Genomic DNA, 18,012 nt, shown 5'->3' with positions numbered 1-18,012 from the left:
CTCGCTTACTCGGGACGAGGGGCTTCACGTTCGCCCCTGTCATATGCTTCCCAGCCTTCTCCGTTGAAAAGGTCGACACCCAACTGGGCGGCCACATGGGCGAAATCCACATTCACCCAGTTGTCGACGATCTTGCCATCTACCACTTTCCAGAAATCCATATAGCGGATCTCGACCCGTTTTCCTGTGGGTGCGATACCCAGAAACTCACCCGAATGGGTGGCTTCCTGACGGCCAAATGCTGCGGCCCATTCGCCCATATAAAGGCGGGCCTCGTCGATGCAGGTTTTGTCGGAAAATGCCGCCTGAAAGGGGCGCTGCCAATTGTCCTGAAATTCCTTCAGGCCGGCTTTCGTACCGCAACCCTGATTGCCCATCCAACGAAAGCCTTGGCTGAAAAATTCGCCAATATCGTTGATGCGGTGGTCATTCAGACCATCCACCATGGTTTCGATAACCCGGCGAGTGTCTTCGGTCTTTGACATGTCCGTGTCGCGGGTTAAGACCGCTTGTTCGGGGCGGGAACCTTTCATGTTGCATCCTCTGCAATTAATTGTGCGGCGCGATGGCCAATCATCATGGACGGGGCGTTGGTGTTTGCTGACGTGACAGCCGGCATGACGGAGGCATCCGCCACCCACAGCCCGCGTGCGCCACGCACTGCAAGGCGCGGATCGACAGGCGCGGCTCCGTTGCCCATGCGCAAAGTGCCAACAGGGTGATAGGCCGTTGCACCACGATCCCTAATGTGCGCCCGCAATGCGTCGTCAGACTGCACGGCTGGGCCGGGGAAGGCTTCTGGGGCATGCCTCGCGCCAAAATCCACCTGCTCCATCAGGGTTCGCAGCCGCTTCAATCCAGCCACCAGCGTGTCCATGTCCGAGCTGTCATTGAACAGCCCCAGATCGATATCTGGCGCGGCTTGCGGATCGCGGCTGGTCAGCCTCAGCGCGCCGCGTGATTTGGGACGGCAGACACCAACATCCGCGAAATAGCCCGAGCCATACACGTACCGTTTGCCTTCCCATCCCAACTTGAAGGGAATGAAATGGCTTTGAACGTCCGGGGCCTCGTCCAATCCGCGCGCGTTGAAGAAGCCGCCACCTTCGACGGTCGGGGAAGCGAAACGCCCACTGCGGGCCAACAGGTATTGGAACGGTGCAAGCGCCCAACCCGGCATTTGCGCGGGCGTTATGCCATAGCCCGATCCTGGACCCGCAAAATGCAACCCGGCCGCGGGGTGGTCATGCAGATTGGCACCGACCTCTTCTGCGTCGTATCGAACATCGATCCCAAGCGCTTCCAAATCAGCCCGAGGGCCAACACCAGACCGCATCAAAATCGACGGAGACCCGATAGAGCCCGCCGATAGGATCACACCCTTGGTTGCGTGCAATTCGCTGCCATCCACAAGGCGTATCCCGCAGGCCGTACCGTCTTTGAAAAGAACCTTGTCCACCTCGAACCCGGTCACGATACTCAGCCCGTCTGGTGCAGGTTTGACGAAGCCATCTGCGGCCGAGCGTCGGCGTCCATCCACCATGTTGAATGCGAACACACCAGCACTTTCGTGCTCGGGTGTCGGGGGCGTTGTTCCGTGTTCCGGGAACAGGCTGTGCAAGCCCTCGGTCAGCGGGTGCGCGCCGCGCATTCTGCTGGGGGTCAGGCGAGCTTCAATGGCCTCGAAGGCAGGTTCAACATCGGACCATGTCCAACCAGGAAGCTGCCAGTTGTCGAAATCATCCTTGCGCCCGCGAAACCAGACCATCGAGTTGATCGACCCTGATCCGCCCACCATACGGCCACGCGTAACGTTCAGGCGGCGCCCGCCAAGATGTGTTTGTGGCGTTGAGACATACCGCCAATCGCGTTTTGAACTGCCCATCATCCAGACCAGACCGAAGGGCATCTTCACCAATGGCGAATTATCTGTGGGGCCAGCCTCAAGCAACAAGACCGAACCGGCCTCGCGTCGGACCAGCTCGGCGGCGGCGATACAGCCGGCAGACCCTGCGCCAACGACGATGAAATCAGCCGACATGGTCATCCCGCGATCTCCAGATCAGCAAACAGATCAAGTCCGAGTTGCTTGAGCACGTGGGGAACATCCACAAAGACCCAGTTTTCGACCAGAAGTTCGTCCTCGCGGCGCCACCAGTCGCAGACACGCATGAAAACGCGCTCGCCAGTAGGTTCCTGTTCAAGGAAGGATTTGACATTGACGCCAGTCAGCGAAGGCCACCCGCCCGAACAGGAGTAGTTGCCATCGCCGAAACGCGTGAAATGGCGGGTCATGCCGTTGTTCTTTGATCCACCCGACCAGCCGTCGAATTGGCCTTCAAAGGGCACCTGGAAGGATGCGAAATGCTCGATCCCGATGAATGACCCGAACGCACCGGGGCCATACCACATCATGTTTTCGTGCCAATAAGGCCGCCAAGCTTCGTCCTTGGTCGCCAGCTTTAGCAACATGTCCGAGGTGATCTGGTAGCTTTTCGCACTTTCTTCCGGATCCTGCGGCTGGATCATGACACCATCTCGCGTAGCCGGTCCGTGGATCATGCCGGTATATCCACGCTCATTGCCCGGGCCGGTAGAGATGGGCCATTGACCCGATGCGATCATCAGTTCCGGGATGTCCAGATAGATATAGCTTTCCACCGAGACACCGTTTTCCATCCGGTGAAATTCACCGTATCGCAGATAGGCCAACCGACCCGTGGCCCGAATGCCTATCCAGTCACTGCTGAAGTGACCGACGTAATAACCAGTGGCGGTGATCCAATCGCCATCTTCAAACTGTCCTGCCATAACGATATCGTCGCGGCGATACAGTCCGGAAAAGGCTGCCTGAAGCGGCGCAATCACCGCATGGTGATAGCAGCTGCCGTTGCCAGTTTCGTTGAACGGGTGCACCACGTTGATTTGGGCGTTGGGTGAAAAGAAACGTTCTGTTGCCGGGGCGAAGTTGCCAGGATGGCGTTGCGCGGCGGCATATTCAAGGTAAGGGGTTCGGTCGAGGGAGCGCATTGGGCCGTCCTTTTAAACTGGAATTCTAATTGCTTCGACGGTGCGGGCACATGGCCCGGCCCGCGTTGAAGCAAATGGAATCCGCCCTGGTCTCCTTGACCGGCGCGCAGCGACATTCAAGCCAGCACTGCGCGCATGGGCATGGACCGATTGAGGGTTGCAGCGCCCCACCGCGTCACCCTTTGACCGCGCCGGCGGTCAAGCCACCAACAATCTGGCGCTGGAAGAACAAAACCATCAGGAATAAAGGCGCTGTCACCGAGACAACAGCAGAGACCGCGAACATCACATTGCCCTTGGTCTGAGTGGTGCCAAGGAAGCTGTTGATCTTTGGGATCATGGTTTGGTTTTCTTTCGACAGCAGCATCGCCGTGACCGCAAAGTCGTTGTAGGCCAGAAGGAATGAAAACAGTCCTGTGGTGATCACTCCCGGCCACATCACCGGAATGATCACGTTGCGAAACGCCTGAAAGCGGGTGCAGCCATCAACCATCGCGCTTTCGTCCAGCTCGGCCGGAATGTTTTTAAAGAACGAATGCAGCATCCACAGCGTGAAGGGTTGATTGATGGCAACCAGGACGATGATCGTTGTCGCGGTGTGACCCCAAAGGTTCCATTGGAAAAACACCGGCAAATATCCTGAAACCAGCGTGATTGGCGGCATGGCGCGGAAAATCAGGGCTGCCAGCAAGAACCAGAACGCGTAGCGATAGGTGGAACGTGCCAGTGCGTATCCGCCAAGTGTGCCAAGGGTCAAAGAAATCGAAACCACGAAAATGCAGACGATCACGGAGTTCAACGCCGCGCGCCAGAACTCTTCCTGAACCCATGCCCCATAGTAGCCGTCGCCGGTAAAGCTGCCGCCGGTTTCGGCCTGCGTCAGGGTACCCTTGATGGCGTTGGCCCAGTCGGCCTTAGAGAAGAAGTCGCCTTCGACCTTGAAAGACCCCCATAGCGTCCAAAGGAACGGAAAGGCGGCTAGGATCATCCAGATGGCCAGAACGGTAAAGACCAGAAGCGAAATGGCAGGGGGTTGGCGTTTCAATTTGCTAGACATATTTCACCTACTTCCGATCGAATTCGCGCCATGTGCGCACGAGGACTGGTGACAACAGAATGGCCACACCAAGAATTGTCAGAACCGAGGTCGCAGCCGCAGACGAAAGCTGTCGGGTTTCTCCACCTAGGTCGTTGTAGATCGCCCAACTTAGCGACGTTGCGTGTGCGTTGGCAGCAAAACTGACGATCGGCTCAAAGACTCTGAAATTATCCATCAGCTGCATCAGCGCGATGAAGGTCGTAAGGGGCAGCAAATGAGGGATAATGACGTGCCGTATTTGCAGCCAGCGGTTGGCCCCATCGACGCGTGCAGCCTCGAGCGTGTCCTGACTGACCGTCTGAAGACCCGCGTAATAGACGATGAAGGCAAAAGGGGCAGCATGCCAAACGCCATAGACCATCAGCATGATCCACATCAGCGGCGTTGACGCTTTGACAGATAGATCCGGATCGCCTGCCAGATACTGCAGCGTAGTTCCGATGATCCCACGTGCATCAACCATCCAGAACAGGATCAATGCGCCAACAAGCGGCGTGATCATCATGGGAAGTAGCGAGAAGAAGATCAGTACGCCACGCAGCCGTTTGGCCGCGCTGTTGACTGCCACGGCAATGACAAATCCAAGGATGATGACCAGCGGTGTGACAACAAACGTGAAGGTCAGGGTGAACCCAATTGCCTTATAGAAGGGCAGGTTCAGCATTTGCGCCCCGAAATCACGCCAGCTGTTGGTTCTGTTCCAGGTCGCGCTGACTTCGCTTGTGGCGAGGTGATTGCGGTCGAGATAGGTTTTAAACCCAGCAAACTGGCCCAAAGGCTTTGCTTCTTTCAAAGCCGCCGTGGCCTCTTGGTCAATGGTCGTGGATTCTTTGCACCCAAACAGGTCGCAGGTTTCAACAGTTTTGATGACCTGTTCATGCTCGACATGGAAGGACTGAACAATCACCGAAATGATTGGAAAGAAGATAAACAACAACATCGCCAAGGCTGACGGAAGAACAAACCAAAAGAACGATCTATGTTTCATTGTCCAGGTGCCTCGGGGTTGTCTGTTGATGCGAGGGATTGTCCGGGGCAAACAGTGTTGCCCCGGACCAGTTGAGTTTCCTTACTGAAGGAAACCTTTTTCTTTTGCGGCGGCTGTATACGCGGCTTCCGCGTCGGCGAGTGCTTGTTCAGCCGATTCTTTGCCCAACAGGAAGTCTGCCAAGTTGTCGCCCAAAGCTGTATGCAGCAAGCCCTGGTAAGGCAGCATCGGGTAGGACTGGGTGCCCATTTCGATGGCTGCGAATACGCCGTCATTTACTGGCGCAGGCGTGTAGCCTTCAATCATCCAGACGGCCTGGCTCATCGTTTCGTCGTTCAGAATGGCAGGGCTTGTGCCGTGCTTCATCGCGAGGAACGTGGCAACAGCATCTTCGTCTGAGATGTTCTTGGCGACAGTCCAGCCGTCCCACCACAGGGTCGATGCCGGGGTCGAACCACCACCAACGGTCAACGGCGCACCAACGGTGATGTTAGAGTAGACCTGCTCTTCAGCGCCTTCCTCATCCATCAGGTTGCCCATGCGCGAGCCCCACATGTTCATCAACATAACGTTGCCTGCTTCCATCTCGGCGCCGGTGGCGTTGCTGTCATGGGTCAGGAAATCGGGGTTCATGTACGCGGTCAGCGCTTTCATCATCTCAAGCGCGGCAACACCTTGTTCATTGTTGATTGCAACTTCTGCAGAGCCGGGTTTGAAGAACTCACCACCGTGGCCGACATACATGTTCACGAATTCCTCGGCGAGGTTCCAGCCAGCGGCGTAAGCGCCACCAACGGGATACTGGCTGATGCCAGCGGCACGGATTTTCTCAGCGGCAGCCAAAACGTCTTCATAGGTTTTTGGAACGTCAACGCCGATTTCTTCCAGCACGTCCTTACGATAGGCGAGCGTCTGGGCGTTTGCCATGAAGGCAACAGCCATGACTTTGCCACCGATGGTGATCAGCTGGTTTTTCGGGATGTCCTGTCCGTATTCGGCGACAAGATCGTCGAGCGGACGGATCACATCCTCGTTCATCAGGGCAACAACCGACGAGTTAGCGATAATGGCTGTCGAGTACTCAGCCGGGTTGCCCTGCATGCCTGCAACGTTGATCTTTTGGTGATCGGCGGTCAGATTCGATTTCACCTCGCCGCCGGCACATTGCGCGGCACCATTTGCGACTGTGTGAATGGCCGGAAATTCGTTGCCAACAATGCTGACATTGCCGGAGATCTGGCAATCTGCCATTGCCGTTCCGGCCATCAAGGCCAATGCACTGGCCAATGCTGCGTGTTTCAGAAACATATCGTCTCTCTCCCTGTTTGGTTGGATGCACCTTCGAAGCCTGCACCCGATTGCCCCGCTCTGCGGGAAGTTGCGAAGGTTTAACCTTCGATACGCGCCCCTGTTTCTGTATCGAACAGGTGGCAGTGATCTTTGTGGACACGGATGGATACAGCGTCGTCGATTTCCGCGCGGAAGGTCTTGTCTGCTTTCACGCTGACCAAGGCGCCGCTGATGCGGACTGACACCATCGTGGCGTCCCCCAAAAGCTCCATTGTATAGATCGGGGCGTTGATCTCGCCGCCGCTTTCAACGACCTCGGCATCCTCCGCCCGGAAGCCAAGCGTGACTTTGCCATCTGGCCCGTTCAGCCCCGAGATCTCGGTGTTCTTTGCGCGGAATACGCCGCCCTGTAATTCACCTTCCACAAGGTTCATAGCCGGACTGCCGATGAAGCTTGCGACAAAAGCATTTGCGGGGGCGTCATAGATTTCGGTCGGGCTGCCGACTTGCTGAACCACGCCTTGTTTCATCACAACAACGCGGTCGGCCAATGTCATCGCTTCGATCTGGTCATGGGTCACATAGATCGTGGTCACAGCCAGCTCGTGGCTGAGGTTCTTGATCTGCGCGCGGGTCGAGACACGCAGCTTGGCATCGAGGTTCGATAGGGGTTCATCCATCAAGAACACATTGGGCTCACGTACAATTGCGCGAGCCAAAGCCACTCGCTGGCGTTGGCCGCCAGACAGTTCAGCGGGCTTGCGATGTAAGAACTCATCCAGCTCAACCATTGCGCTGGCGCGTCGAACTTTTTCGTCATGCGTGGCAGGATCGATGCCCCGTACTTTCAGCGGAAAGCGGATGTTCTCATAGACGTTCATGTTTGGGTAAAGCGCGTAGCTTTGGAACACCATCGCCACATCACGATCTTTAGGCTCAAGGTCGTTGACGCGCTCACCATCAACCAGAATATCCCCTTCGGTCACATCCTCCAATCCCGCGATCATCCGCATTGTCGTGGTTTTGCCGCACCCTGAAGGTCCGAGCAGAACAAGAAACTCTTTATCGGCAATCGTCAGGTCGAAATTGTCGACGCCAACAAAACTGCCCCAGCGCTTGGAAAGATTGCGCAGTTGAATTTCGGCCATGGTTCCTCCCCGGGCGGAATCGTTTTGCATACGTTTGCAAAAGGCTAGACTCCACTCCGGCGCTTTGGCAAGGTATTTTTGCAAACGTATGCAAAAACGACTCAGGCAAGGCTTAGTCCCACATGAAAAACGCTTCTTTTCAGAAAGAAAAACAATTTGTTAGAGATTACTATGCCCAGTTTGATGCGGCGACGAAGGCCGAAATGCACTCGGTGCAGGAACAGTATGTCGCGGACGATTACCTATGGCGCGGCTTTCACCCCTTTCACGAGATTCGGTGTGCGAAAGAAGTCGCGGACCAGTTCTGGTCGCCCCTGAAAACAGCGCTTTCCAGCATGCAGCGGCGCATGGATGTGTTCATGGCCGGACAAAACACGATCGAAGGTCAGGGCGGTGTTTGGGTGGTCTCGATGGGTCATCTGATGGGGTTGTTTGATAAACCTTGGCTTGGCATCCCACCGACAGGCAAAATCGCCATGCTACGCTATTGTGAGTTTCACCGCGTCGAAAATGGCGAGATCTCCGAGACCGCGATGTATTTCGATATTCCACATCTGATGATGCAAGCAGGCCTTGAACCGTTTCCACCTCAAACTGCTGCCCATCTGGTACAGCCTGGGCCGATGACCCATGATGGTTTGATGTTCGATGCGCAGGATCCCGAAGAAGGACGTAAAACGCTGGACATTATCCAACAGATGATCCGTGATCTTGGGCAATGGGACAGTGAACTTAGCCTTGAAGATGAACTTCGCCAAACCTGGTCAGAGGGCATGATCTGGTGGGGGCCTGCAGGAATCGGAGCCACTTACACAATCGAGCGTTACGCCAAACAGCATTCCGGCCCATTTCGCGCCGGGCTGACCGATCGCACAAGAACCCAACATATTGCGCGATTGGCCGAAGGTAGTTTTGGCGGCTTTTTCGGATGGCCGAATTTCATGGCGACGCCAACAGGCGGGTTCATGGGTATGCCAGCGACCCAAACACCAGCCGAATTTCGGGTGATTGATATCTACCGCCGCGACGGAGACAAGCTGGCCGAAAACTGGATCTTCATTGACCTGCTGCATTTCTGGAACATGCAGGGCATCGACATCCTTGCCCGCACGACCAATATTGCAGCAGGCCACGAAACCGGTGCCCGCGGAGCCACGCCATGATTGACGCACACCACCATCTTTGGGATCTGAAAGCGGTGCACTACCCGTGGCTGATGGCAAAAGGCGTTAGGCGGTTTTTTGGGGACCCGGCGCCCATCCAACGGGACTACTTGCTGGATGAATTTCGTGCAGATGCAGCCCCCCACGGCTTCACAGGTTCAGTGCACATTCAAGTCGGCGCCGAAGATGGCTTGGAAGAAGCGCGTTGGGTTCAATCTGTTGCCGATGCAAACCCGGACTGGCCTTTGAAACAAGTGGTGTTCTGTGATCTCACCGCGCCGGACCTGAACAAGCAGCTGGATGCATTTCAAAGCCTATCTACCGTTGTTGGTGTGCGCCAGATTGTTGGCCGTGCGCCGGAAGAGGATGCGACGACCGGAACGAACGACCTTTTGAACAACCCAAAGCTTGTCGAAGGTTTGCGAGAAGCTGGCGCACGCGGTTTAAGCTTCGACTTGCAGCTTATCCCTGAACTGATGAGGAAAACGGCACAAGTTCTAGAACGTGCGCCCGATACGAAGGTCGCTCTCTGCCACGCAGGGTCCCCGCATGACCGCTCAGCCGAAAGGTTGGCCAATTGGGGGGTGAAATTAGAGCACCTCTCGGCGCTGCCACAGGTGTTTTGCAAACTGTCCGGGCTGGGGATGTTTGATCACAACTGGACGAACGAGAGTATTCGCCCAATCGTGGAAACTTGCCTGAACCAATTCGGCCCTGAGCGCAGCATGTTTGGCTCAAACTTCCCGGTGGATAAGCTTTACTCGGATTATGGGTCTGTTGCTGACTCCTATCGTCGACTTGTTTCGCCTTCAAACCACGATACGGTATTCAGGAACACGGCCAGGCATTTCTACTTATTTACAGAGACCTAAAAGCAGGAATTGGCTTCTTTCAAGCCGACCGCGCTGCAGCATCAACATGTGCCGACAAACGTCAGCTTAGGGCCGATCCTTGAAGGTCTTGAGCCATCTACACTACAAAGGATGCTGCGCTGACCCTATCGACCGCAAGGAACTCAGTTCTTAAATGCTGCAAGAAGCTCTAAGGGCAGAAATACGCACCACTCCAGCCATATGGTTGACCGGCAAGAAGGCCAGCTTTCATCCGACCGGAAAATGGCCCAGAGCTCTTTGGTATGCGCAAACTGATTTACATCAATCGGCATGCGAGCGTTTGGGAGAATGCGGCGGACGAGACTAAACTTGATTGAATGAGCATATCTGAGTGTTGCGAAGGCCAATTCATGAGCACCAACTCAACTTAAGCCTCATCACTAAAGTCAGTATCAATTCAAAGGAACATGCGTACGAAGGCGCTACTCCAGTCGATTTTGAACAGTACACGGAACTCGATGCACGGTTTTACGAAGTCTTTTGCGAGCATTGCGGCAACATCTACCTACGAAACGGATATCAGACAGTCGGTGATATGGCACAAACGATGCGGGCGCATCTCTCTAAGCGCTCGGAACAGACGGCAAAATCGTTTTCTGAATATGGATCAACCGTTGCACACTTGACCGAGGGCAAGATCAAATCGGCAGCAACTGTCCTGAAGCGGCGGAAGAAGTGTGGAACGTCGCGAAACTTTGACTCTATGCGCGGGATTTTCTGAATCATTTCAGCATAGCGCGTCATTCAATTCTGACCCAAACGTCAAGCATTTCTGACCTAATATGATAATGCAGCCGTTCGTTGTGTGTGCCGCGAAAGCCGGGTGCGAGCCCAAAGTGCCCGATGCTGCGCTTTGCACAAATGTCAGCTTCGGTTGACTTCTTCGGATAATGCCAAGGCAATCTGTCGGGTTTCAGAGCGTTGTCGAGAGGTATGCGGAAGGTTCATTAGGATGAAGCGGCCTGTTGTACAGGAACGTTCGTCCGCCCTCACCAGCGTGCCGGACGCCAAAGCTTCTTCAATCAATGGCAGATGTCCCATCAGTATGCCGGCGCCCGCCTTTGTCTCCTCAACTGCGAGGCTATACAGCGAAAAATGTGCACCTTTTTGAGGGCTGTGTAGCTTCACTCCAACAGTTTCTGACCATAGTCGCCAATCATCGATCCAGACCTGATCGTGCAACAATGCACAGTGATTGAAATCCTCAAAGCTTGTCAGAACCGATGGCGCGCACACAGGGACAATTTCGTCCCGACAAATGGAGATTTGGTTTTCTGCTGGCTCGGGCACGCCAATGAATAGTGACAGATCGAACAGTTCACGCGACAGGCTGGGCGGAGTTTCCATCGCTGTGACGGAGAAATTGATCTGCGGGAAAAGTGTCCTGACGCGCGCAAGTCGCCTTGGCAGCCAAAGCTGGGCGAGCGCCGGAAGGGCAGCAATGTGAAAATCTGTATCCGGCCTAAGGTTGCGTAGTGCATGGGTTGCGTCTGCCAACTCGTCGAAGGCAACGGTGAACATCGGCAACAGGTCAGCCCCCGCGGAGGTCAGCGTGACGCCCTGAGCGTTGCGGCGAAACAAGGGCGTGCCGGCCCAGCCTTCGAGCGTCTTAACGTGCTGCGAAATCGCACCAGCCGAAACGTTCAATTCTTCTGCTGCGGCAACAAAACTTACATGTCTTGCTGCGGCTTCAAATGCCCGCATTGCATTCAGAGGAGGTCCTTTGGGGCGCTTGGGCGCAACGCTCATGGGTGTAGCCTTAGTTTTTCTATGCCAAGAAATAGCATTTCTGTTTTGCGCTGTCACCTCAATCAAATGCACACTACCGAAAATGGAGGATGTTCGATGACGCTCATGAAAAGAGACTGGGTGCCCAGTAACTGCGAAACACGGGTACAGAACATTGTAAGCAAGGCGTCTAGAATGTCATCTGTTGACCTTCTATCGCGAATTGAAAGTCTTGCCGAACAGAACCGCGTGATACACGAGGAAGAGTGCTTCAACCTCAACCCAGCCACCAATGTGATGAACCCCAAGGCCGAAGCGCTTTTGTCCTCTGGCATCGGCTCGCGCCCGTCATTGGGGTATCCTGGCGACAAATATGAAATGGGTCTGGAAGCAATTGAAGAGATCGAGGTTGTTTCCGCTCAGTTGTGTGCCGAAGTGTTTGAAGCGCAGTTTGCCGAAGTTCGGGTGCCGTCAGGGGCGTTGGCCAACCTTTATGGTTTCATGGCGACTTGTAAGGCAGGCGACACAATCATCGCGCCGCCTGCATCAATCGGCGGGCATGTCACGCATCACCAAGCGGGATGCGCAGGGCTTTTCGGTGTGCACACCATTGATGCCCCGGTGAATGCCGATGGCTACACTGTCGATTTGGATCAGCTTCGCACATTGGCGCTATCCGAACGCCCAAAGCTCATTACAATCGGTGGCAGTTTGAACCTGTTTGAGCATCCAGTGGCCGAGGTGCGAGCAATCGCGGATCAGATCGGTGCAAAAGTCATGTTTGATGCGGCTCATCAATGCGGGATCATTGCGGGCAAAGCATGGTCCAATCCGCTTGCTGAAGGCGCACATTTCATGACGATGAGCACTTACAAGAGCCTCGGCGGTCCGGCTGGTGGTTTGATCGTCACCAATGATGCCGACATAGCCAAAGCACTCGATACCATCGCGTTTCCCGGAATGACGGCCAACTTCGATGCGGCCAAAACGGCAGCTCTGGCTGTGACCATGTTGGATTGGAGAGACTATGGCGAGGCCTATGCGCAGGAGATGATTGCCCTGTCCAAGAACCTGGCCTCGTCATTGAACGACATTGGCGTGCCAGTATTCGCTGGTGCTAGCGGCTTCACCAACTCACATCAGTTTGCAGTAGAGGCATCTGTCTATGGTGGTGGTCAAGCGGCCTCCAAGACCCTACGCAAGAACGGTTTTCTGGCCTGTGGCATCGGGCTTCCCATCGGCGCTGTAGAAGGTGATATGAACGGTCTTAGAATTGGTACACCTGAATTGGTCCGCTGGGGTATGACGGCCGGCGATGCAGACCGATTGGCCCAGTTGATAAAACGCGGCCTGACGGAGCCTAGTATGGCAAGCGAAGTCGCAGACTGGCGGCGAACGTTCAGTAAAATGTGTTTTGCCCACTAACGGGCAAGCGGTCGTTCGATTGTGCCTCGGAAAGGGCTGCTTTGTCCCGCATCCGGTGATTTCAATCTCCAAAAACGAATGACCGCAATGGTGGCGGGGCTGATGGCCCCGCCGCTTTCATTTCGTGGGCCAGCGGGTTTTGGACAAACCAAACGCCCCTGGCCGTCAGGGTGAGGGCGCTGCCCTCCCCCTCGGGCAACCCTATTAGACAGGGCCGTGTCCTCGGCTGCGCCTGCGGGCCGCACCACCCCTGTCGAATAGCATTGCCTCGCCCCCTCCCGCGTTCGCCACGTAGCAGATCAGCAGGAACAGGCGGCTTCGCCGTCTGACCTGCTAATCAGCCCTGATTTTCCGAAAGGGAGGTCAGATCAACGCAACAGGCCACACGGGCAAAAACGGGAATTGGGTCACGTTATGACACTTGGGTCAGGTTCGTATGACATTCAACAAGAAGAAAGTGGCGCTCTGGGGAGGATTCGAACCCCCGACCCCCTGATTCGTAGTCAGGTACTCTATCCAGCTGAGCTACCAGAGCGCGGTAGGCGGGGATGTAACTGGCCCGACGGGGGTTTGCAAGGGCGAAAGTCGACCTTTTTTCGAATTTTTCGACCTTATGGACCTGACCGGCGGAGCCGATTTTTACGGTGGTCTTGAAAGGGTCAGCGCGCCCAGCGGTTCAGTATGCCATGAAGGTTCTGCGGGATCTGATCACAACCAGCTTGGGCATCTTCCGTGTGTTCAGAAAGCTGAGGGGCGGGGGAGGGCTGGGTCACGCCGTTCAGCTTGGTAAAGCTGTCTCGCGCTGCATTATGTGGGTGATTTGGGGCCTCTGCCAATGACAAGACAGGCGCGCAGCAGGCATCCGTTCCTTCAAGGATCTCGGCCCACTCATCGCGGGTTTTTTCCTTGAACTTGGTGCTGAACTTCTCGCGCAGGATTGGCCACGCGGGAACGTCGTGTTGTTCAGGAAGGCCGGCGTCTGCCAGCCCGATGCGCTCCAGAAGCTCGGCATAGAATTTCGCCTCAAGCGCACCGACAGACATGTGGCCACCACAGGCGCATTCATAGACTGCATAGAAGGGCGCGCCACCATCCAGCAGGTTGGCCTCGCGTTCATCCGCCCAGATCCCTGACCCGTAGAGCGAATAGATCATAGCCATCAGATGCGCGGTGCCGTCCGTAATGGCGGCATCTACCACCTGACCCTTTCCAGTTGTTTTTGCAGCGTGCAACGCAGCCAGCATCCCTGCGACCAGATACATGCCGCCCCCGCCGAAATCGCCAAGCAGGTTAAGGGGCGGAACCGGATGAGCGCCACCGATGGCATGAAGCGCCCCGGTGATCGCGATGTAGTTGATATCGTGCCCTGCAGATTGCGCCAGCGGACCGGTTTGGCCCCAGCCGGTCATGCGACCATAGATCAATGCGGGATTTTCGGGGAAATCCTTTGGTCCTAGCCCCAGACGCTCCATCACCCCGGGGCGCATGCCTTCGATCAGCATATCTGCGCGCGTGATCAGATCATGGGCGTGCTTCAGGTCCGCGTTGTCCTTGAGGTCCAGTTCGACATAACCCCTTCCGCGGTTCAGAACATCCGCCGTTTGAGGGATGAGGGGTTTAAGGTTCGGACGTTGGATGCGCACCACATCCGCCCCCATATCAGCCAACCACATGGCGGCAAATGGAGTCGGGCCAAGCCCCTGTATTTCTACAACTTTCAATCCATCGAGCGGGCGCATTAAGGGCTCCGTATTAGGTGTCGATCGAACGTGCGATCAACTCTTTCATAATCTCGTTCGTGCCACCATAAATCATCTGCACTCGTGCGTCCGCATAGAGACGCGCGATCGGGTATTCGGTCATATAGCCGTACCCACCGAACAGTTGCAGGCATTCGTGCATAATCTCGTTTTGCACTTCGCTGCCCCAGTATTTCGCCATGGAGGCGGTCGGAGCATCAAGCGTCCCTTCGATAAGCTGCGCGATGCAATCATTGACGAAGCTGCGCAGCACCTCTGCCTTGGTTTTGCATTCGGCCAGCTTGAAACGGGTGTTTTGAAAATCCATCACGCGCTGGCCAAAGGCTTTGCGCTCTTGCGTGTAAGCGATAGTTTGCTCCAGGGCGAAGTCAATTGCGCCCAACGCCTGAATAGCAATCAAAAGCCGCTCCCACGGAAGCTGCTTCATCAGTTGGTAGAAGCCTTGCCCCTCTTCACTGCCCAGAAGGTTGGTCAGTGGAACCTTTACGTCTTCGTAAAAAAGCTCGGACGTGTCGTTGGCTTTCATGCCCAGCTTTTTCAGGTTCTTACCGCGCTGAAATCCCTCGCACTGATCGGGTTCAACAACGATCAGCGAGATACCTTTCGATCCCGCGTTCGGATCGGTCTTGCAAACCGAGATGATCAGATCCGCCGCTTGGCCGTTGGTGATGAAGATCTTGGAGCCATTGATCTTGTACTGGTTCCCATCTTTCTCGGCCCGCGTTTTTACCGCCTGCAGATCAGAGCCTGTACCCGGCTCGGTCATGGCAATCGCGCCTACGATGTCACCTGACGCAAGTCCTGGCAGCCAGCGGGCTTTCTGTTCTTCTGTGCCGTAAGCGGTGATGTAGTGGGTCACGATTGACTGGATGCCATATCCCCATCCACAATCCCCAGTGCGGGTTTGTTCATAGATTACAACGCTTTCAAAGCCCATGTCTCCGCCGGCGCCGCCGAACTCTTCGGGCGTGGCGCCCCCCATGATGCCTGCTTGACCAGCTGTGCGCCAAAAATCGCGATCCACAATACCCTGATCGACCCAGCGTTCTATGTTGGGGCTAAGCTCGTCTGCAAAGAAACGATTAGTCATGTCAGCAAACATGCGGTGTTCGTCGCTAATCCAGCTGGCCGAAGGCGAAAACAGGGTCATTTTGGGCTCCGATTTTGAGTGTTTTTTTGAACTATACGCGGGTCTTAGTGTAATCGGACTGGTAACGTGGCGTTACACGGGTTAAGCCGACGCAAGGGAACGTGTGCATTTACGCGACAATGCCCCACAAACCGCCGATGCGGGTATGTTTTGCGTGCGTTGCTTGCGCGGATCACGTATTGAGATTGGAAAAAGACTTTAGACGGAGACTGCGGTGACTACTGCACGGGTGGATTATCTCAAATATGCGCTGCTTGGATTGCTGGGCACAACAGCGACACCAGCGATGGCGCAAGTCGGAACCGAGACTTCAAGCTACACGCTGTTCGGTACGCCGGGCTTGATCCTGATGCCAACCGCCGAGGTAGCGCAAGACAGCGAATTGGCGTTTTCCTATTCGCAATTCGGCCCAAACGCGAATGGCACACTGACCTTTCAGATCCTGCCCCGCTTATCGGGCAGTTTCCGATATACCAAACTGGATAACTACTGGAACAGCGGTCCTCTGCGCGGTCAGGATTTCTTTGATCGCAGTTTTGACCTGCAATATCGCGTCCTGAATGAATCGAAATACCTGCCGGCCGTATCGGTTGGCATCCGTGATTTTATCGGCACCGGAATTTACTCGGGGGAGTATGTCGTCGCAACAAAGGGCATTGGTGACAAGCTGCGGGTGCACGGTGGTTTGGGTTGGGGGCGTTTGGCCTCGCACAATCCGATCGGCCGGATCGGGGATGTACGGCCCGATTGGGATTTCGGACAGGGTGGCAATCTGAACTTCGGCCAGTGGTTTCGCGGGGATTTCGCCCCGTTTGCCGGTCTGAGCTACAAGGTCAATGACAAGCTAACCTTCAAGGCCGAATACTCGTCAGATGCCTTCGTGCGTGAAACCGAGCGCGGGACGATGGAGTATAACTCGCCCTTCAACTTCGGCATCGACTATGAACTGTCACCGGCCTTCCACCTGAATGCATCTTACGTCGCGGGCAGCATGTTTGGCGCTGGTTTGACCATTCGCCTGAACCCGCGCAACCCGCAGGCGCGTTCGGGTAATGAAAAGGCACCACTTCCCGTCAAGCCGCGTCCGGCGCGAGCAAATTCCGCTGCATGGAGCACCGATTGGGTGTCGACGCCCGAGGATCAGGCAAGCATTCGCAAAGTGGTTGCTGATGCACTTGGCAAAGAGGGCATTCGTCTGAAATCGCTTTCGCTGGGTGCAACACGTGCCGAGCTGAAAATCGACAACAAACGTTACAACTCGCAACCGCAGGCCATTGGACGTACTGCGCGCGTGCTAACACATGCCCTGCCGCCATCGGTCGAGAGCTTCAAAATCACGCTCACGCAAAACGGTATTCCATTGTCCACGGTCACAATGCGCCGCAGTGACATTGAAAAGCTGGAACACGCACCCGCAATCGACATTTACGAGCGTGTAACAATTGACGAGGCTGATCCGAATTCGCTGAAGAACTCGGATCTTCCGAATTACGACACGCGGTTTACTTGGGCGCTGGCACCCTACATGGCGATCAGCTTCTTTGATCCTTCCAGCCCGGTACGCGGAGACTTTGGTCTGCGCCTCAGTGCGAAATATGAACTGGCCCCGAACATCATCCTGTCTGGCGCCATTCAGAAAAGCATCTGGGGCAATTTGGATGATGACCAACACCTCGATACATCTGTCCTGCCGCACGTACGGACCGATGGGGCGCTGTATGCTCAGCAGGGTGACCCTGCGATCGAGCATCTGACCGCGTCGTGGTACGAGCGCCCGGGTAAGAACCTCTATAGCCGTGTGACCGTTGGTTACCTGGAGAAGATGTTTGGCGGTGTTTCTGCAGAAGTGCTTTGGAAACCAGTTGATAGTCCATTAGCTGTCGGTGCCGAAGTCGCTTGGGTTAAACAACGTGACTATGATCAGCTGTTTGGTTTCCGCGACTACGATGTCGTGACGGGGCACGTGTCCGCCTACTATGACTTCGGCAATGGCTTCTCGACCCGCGTTGACGCTGGCCGATATCTTGCAGGGGATTACGGGGCGACATTCTCGGTCGACCGGACCTTTGCGAATGGCTGGAAAGTTGGTGGTTATTTCACCAAGACCAATGTTTCGGCCGAAGATTTCGGCGAAGGCTCATTCGACAAAGGGATCCGCATCTCGATCCCATTTGAGTGGGCGCTGGGCACACCATCGAAAAATGAATCAGCTGCAGAACTGCGGTCTCTTGAACGTGATGGTGGTGCGCGCCTGAATGTCGATGGACGCCTGTTTGATTGGGTGGAAGAAGGTCACGGCGATGCCTATGCTGGCCGCTGGGGCAAGTTCTGGAGGTAA

At 55.5% G+C, this 18,012-nt stretch carries 14 protein-coding genes and 1 tRNA gene; 4 read left to right on the top strand and 11 right to left on the bottom strand.

The window, feature by feature from the left end:
- Window positions 1-5: 5 nt before the first annotated feature.
- From MWU55_RS01325 to ugpC, 7 genes are all read right to left on the bottom strand, one after another.
- Window positions 6-533: an ester cyclase gene (locus MWU55_RS01325; RefSeq protein ID WP_246933898.1), complete on the bottom strand. Its 528-nt coding sequence runs from the start codon at window positions 531-533 to the stop codon at window positions 6-8.
- Window positions 530-2,047, bottom strand: coding sequence for a GMC oxidoreductase (locus MWU55_RS01320; protein WP_246933897.1), 1,518 nt, complete (start codon window positions 2,045-2,047; stop codon window positions 530-532). The genes MWU55_RS01325 and MWU55_RS01320 overlap by 4 nt, the downstream gene beginning before the upstream one ends.
- Window positions 2,044-3,030 carry an ester cyclase gene (locus MWU55_RS01315; RefSeq protein WP_246933896.1) on the bottom strand — a complete coding sequence of 329 codons (987 nt, stop codon included), beginning with the start codon at window positions 3,028-3,030 and terminating at the stop codon, window positions 2,044-2,046. The genes MWU55_RS01320 and MWU55_RS01315 overlap by 4 nt, the downstream gene beginning before the upstream one ends.
- 175 nt (window positions 3,031-3,205) lie before the next feature.
- A complete protein-coding gene (locus tag MWU55_RS01310; protein WP_246933895.1) occupies window positions 3,206-4,087 on the bottom strand; it encodes a carbohydrate ABC transporter permease in 882 nt (293 codons plus the stop codon).
- Window positions 4,088-4,094: 7 nt separating this feature from the next.
- A complete protein-coding gene (locus MWU55_RS01305; RefSeq protein ID WP_246933894.1) occupies window positions 4,095-5,117 on the bottom strand; it encodes a sugar ABC transporter permease in 1,023 nt (340 codons plus the stop codon).
- 81 nt (window positions 5,118-5,198) lie between these two features.
- Window positions 5,199-6,425, bottom strand: a complete 1,227-nt coding sequence (locus tag MWU55_RS01300; protein ID WP_246933893.1) for an extracellular solute-binding protein — start codon at window positions 6,423-6,425, stop codon at window positions 5,199-5,201.
- Between the two features lie 80 nt (window positions 6,426-6,505).
- A complete protein-coding gene (ugpC, locus tag MWU55_RS01295) occupies window positions 6,506-7,555 on the bottom strand; it encodes a sn-glycerol-3-phosphate ABC transporter ATP-binding protein UgpC (protein ID WP_246933892.1) in 1,050 nt (349 codons plus the stop codon).
- 122 nt (window positions 7,556-7,677) lie between these two features.
- On the opposite strand from ugpC, the gene MWU55_RS01290 reads away from it, so the two are divergent.
- Complete coding sequence (locus MWU55_RS01290) at window positions 7,678-8,718, top strand: ester cyclase (protein WP_246933891.1); 1,041 nt, start codon at window positions 7,678-7,680, stop codon at window positions 8,716-8,718.
- Window positions 8,715-9,590: an amidohydrolase family protein gene (locus MWU55_RS01285; RefSeq protein ID WP_246933890.1), complete on the top strand. Its 876-nt coding sequence runs from the start codon at window positions 8,715-8,717 to the stop codon at window positions 9,588-9,590. The genes MWU55_RS01290 and MWU55_RS01285 overlap by 4 nt, the downstream gene beginning before the upstream one ends.
- An 885-nt stretch (window positions 9,591-10,475) precedes the next feature.
- On the opposite strand, the gene MWU55_RS01280 is transcribed toward MWU55_RS01285, so the two are convergent.
- A complete protein-coding gene (locus MWU55_RS01280; protein WP_246933889.1) occupies window positions 10,476-11,360 on the bottom strand; it encodes a LysR family transcriptional regulator in 885 nt (294 codons plus the stop codon).
- A 96-nt stretch (window positions 11,361-11,456) separates the two neighbouring features.
- Here MWU55_RS01280 and MWU55_RS01275 point away from each other — a divergent pair, with 96 nt between their 5' ends.
- Window positions 11,457-12,764 carry an aminotransferase class I/II-fold pyridoxal phosphate-dependent enzyme gene (locus MWU55_RS01275; RefSeq protein ID WP_246933888.1) on the top strand — a complete coding sequence of 436 codons (1,308 nt, stop codon included), beginning with the start codon at window positions 11,457-11,459 and terminating at the stop codon, window positions 12,762-12,764.
- Window positions 12,765-13,222: 458 nt separating this feature from the next.
- On the opposite strand, the gene MWU55_RS01270 is transcribed toward MWU55_RS01275, so the two are convergent.
- From MWU55_RS01270 to MWU55_RS01260, 3 genes are all read right to left on the bottom strand, one after another.
- A tRNA-Arg gene (locus MWU55_RS01270) sits at window positions 13,223-13,299 on the bottom strand.
- Between the two features lie 124 nt (window positions 13,300-13,423).
- Window positions 13,424-14,503, bottom strand: a complete 1,080-nt coding sequence (locus tag MWU55_RS01265; RefSeq protein WP_246933887.1) for a CaiB/BaiF CoA-transferase family protein — start codon at window positions 14,501-14,503, stop codon at window positions 13,424-13,426.
- A 13-nt stretch (window positions 14,504-14,516) separates the two neighbouring features.
- On the bottom strand, window positions 14,517-15,674 hold the full coding sequence (locus MWU55_RS01260) for an acyl-CoA dehydrogenase family protein (protein ID WP_246933886.1): 1,158 nt from the start codon (window positions 15,672-15,674) through the stop codon (window positions 14,517-14,519).
- Between the two features lie 214 nt (window positions 15,675-15,888).
- On the opposite strand from MWU55_RS01260, the gene MWU55_RS01255 reads away from it, so the two are divergent.
- Window positions 15,889-18,012: a YjbH domain-containing protein gene (locus MWU55_RS01255; protein WP_246933885.1), complete on the top strand. Its 2,124-nt coding sequence runs from the start codon at window positions 15,889-15,891 to the stop codon at window positions 18,010-18,012.

It is taken from the genome of Aliiroseovarius sp. F20344 (genome assembly GCF_023016155.1).
In the GTDB taxonomy this organism is placed as follows: domain Bacteria; phylum Pseudomonadota; class Alphaproteobacteria; order Rhodobacterales; family Rhodobacteraceae; genus Aliiroseovarius.
The sequence above is the reverse complement of the archived record's forward strand: the minus strand, read 5'-3'. Positions and strand labels throughout refer to the sequence as shown.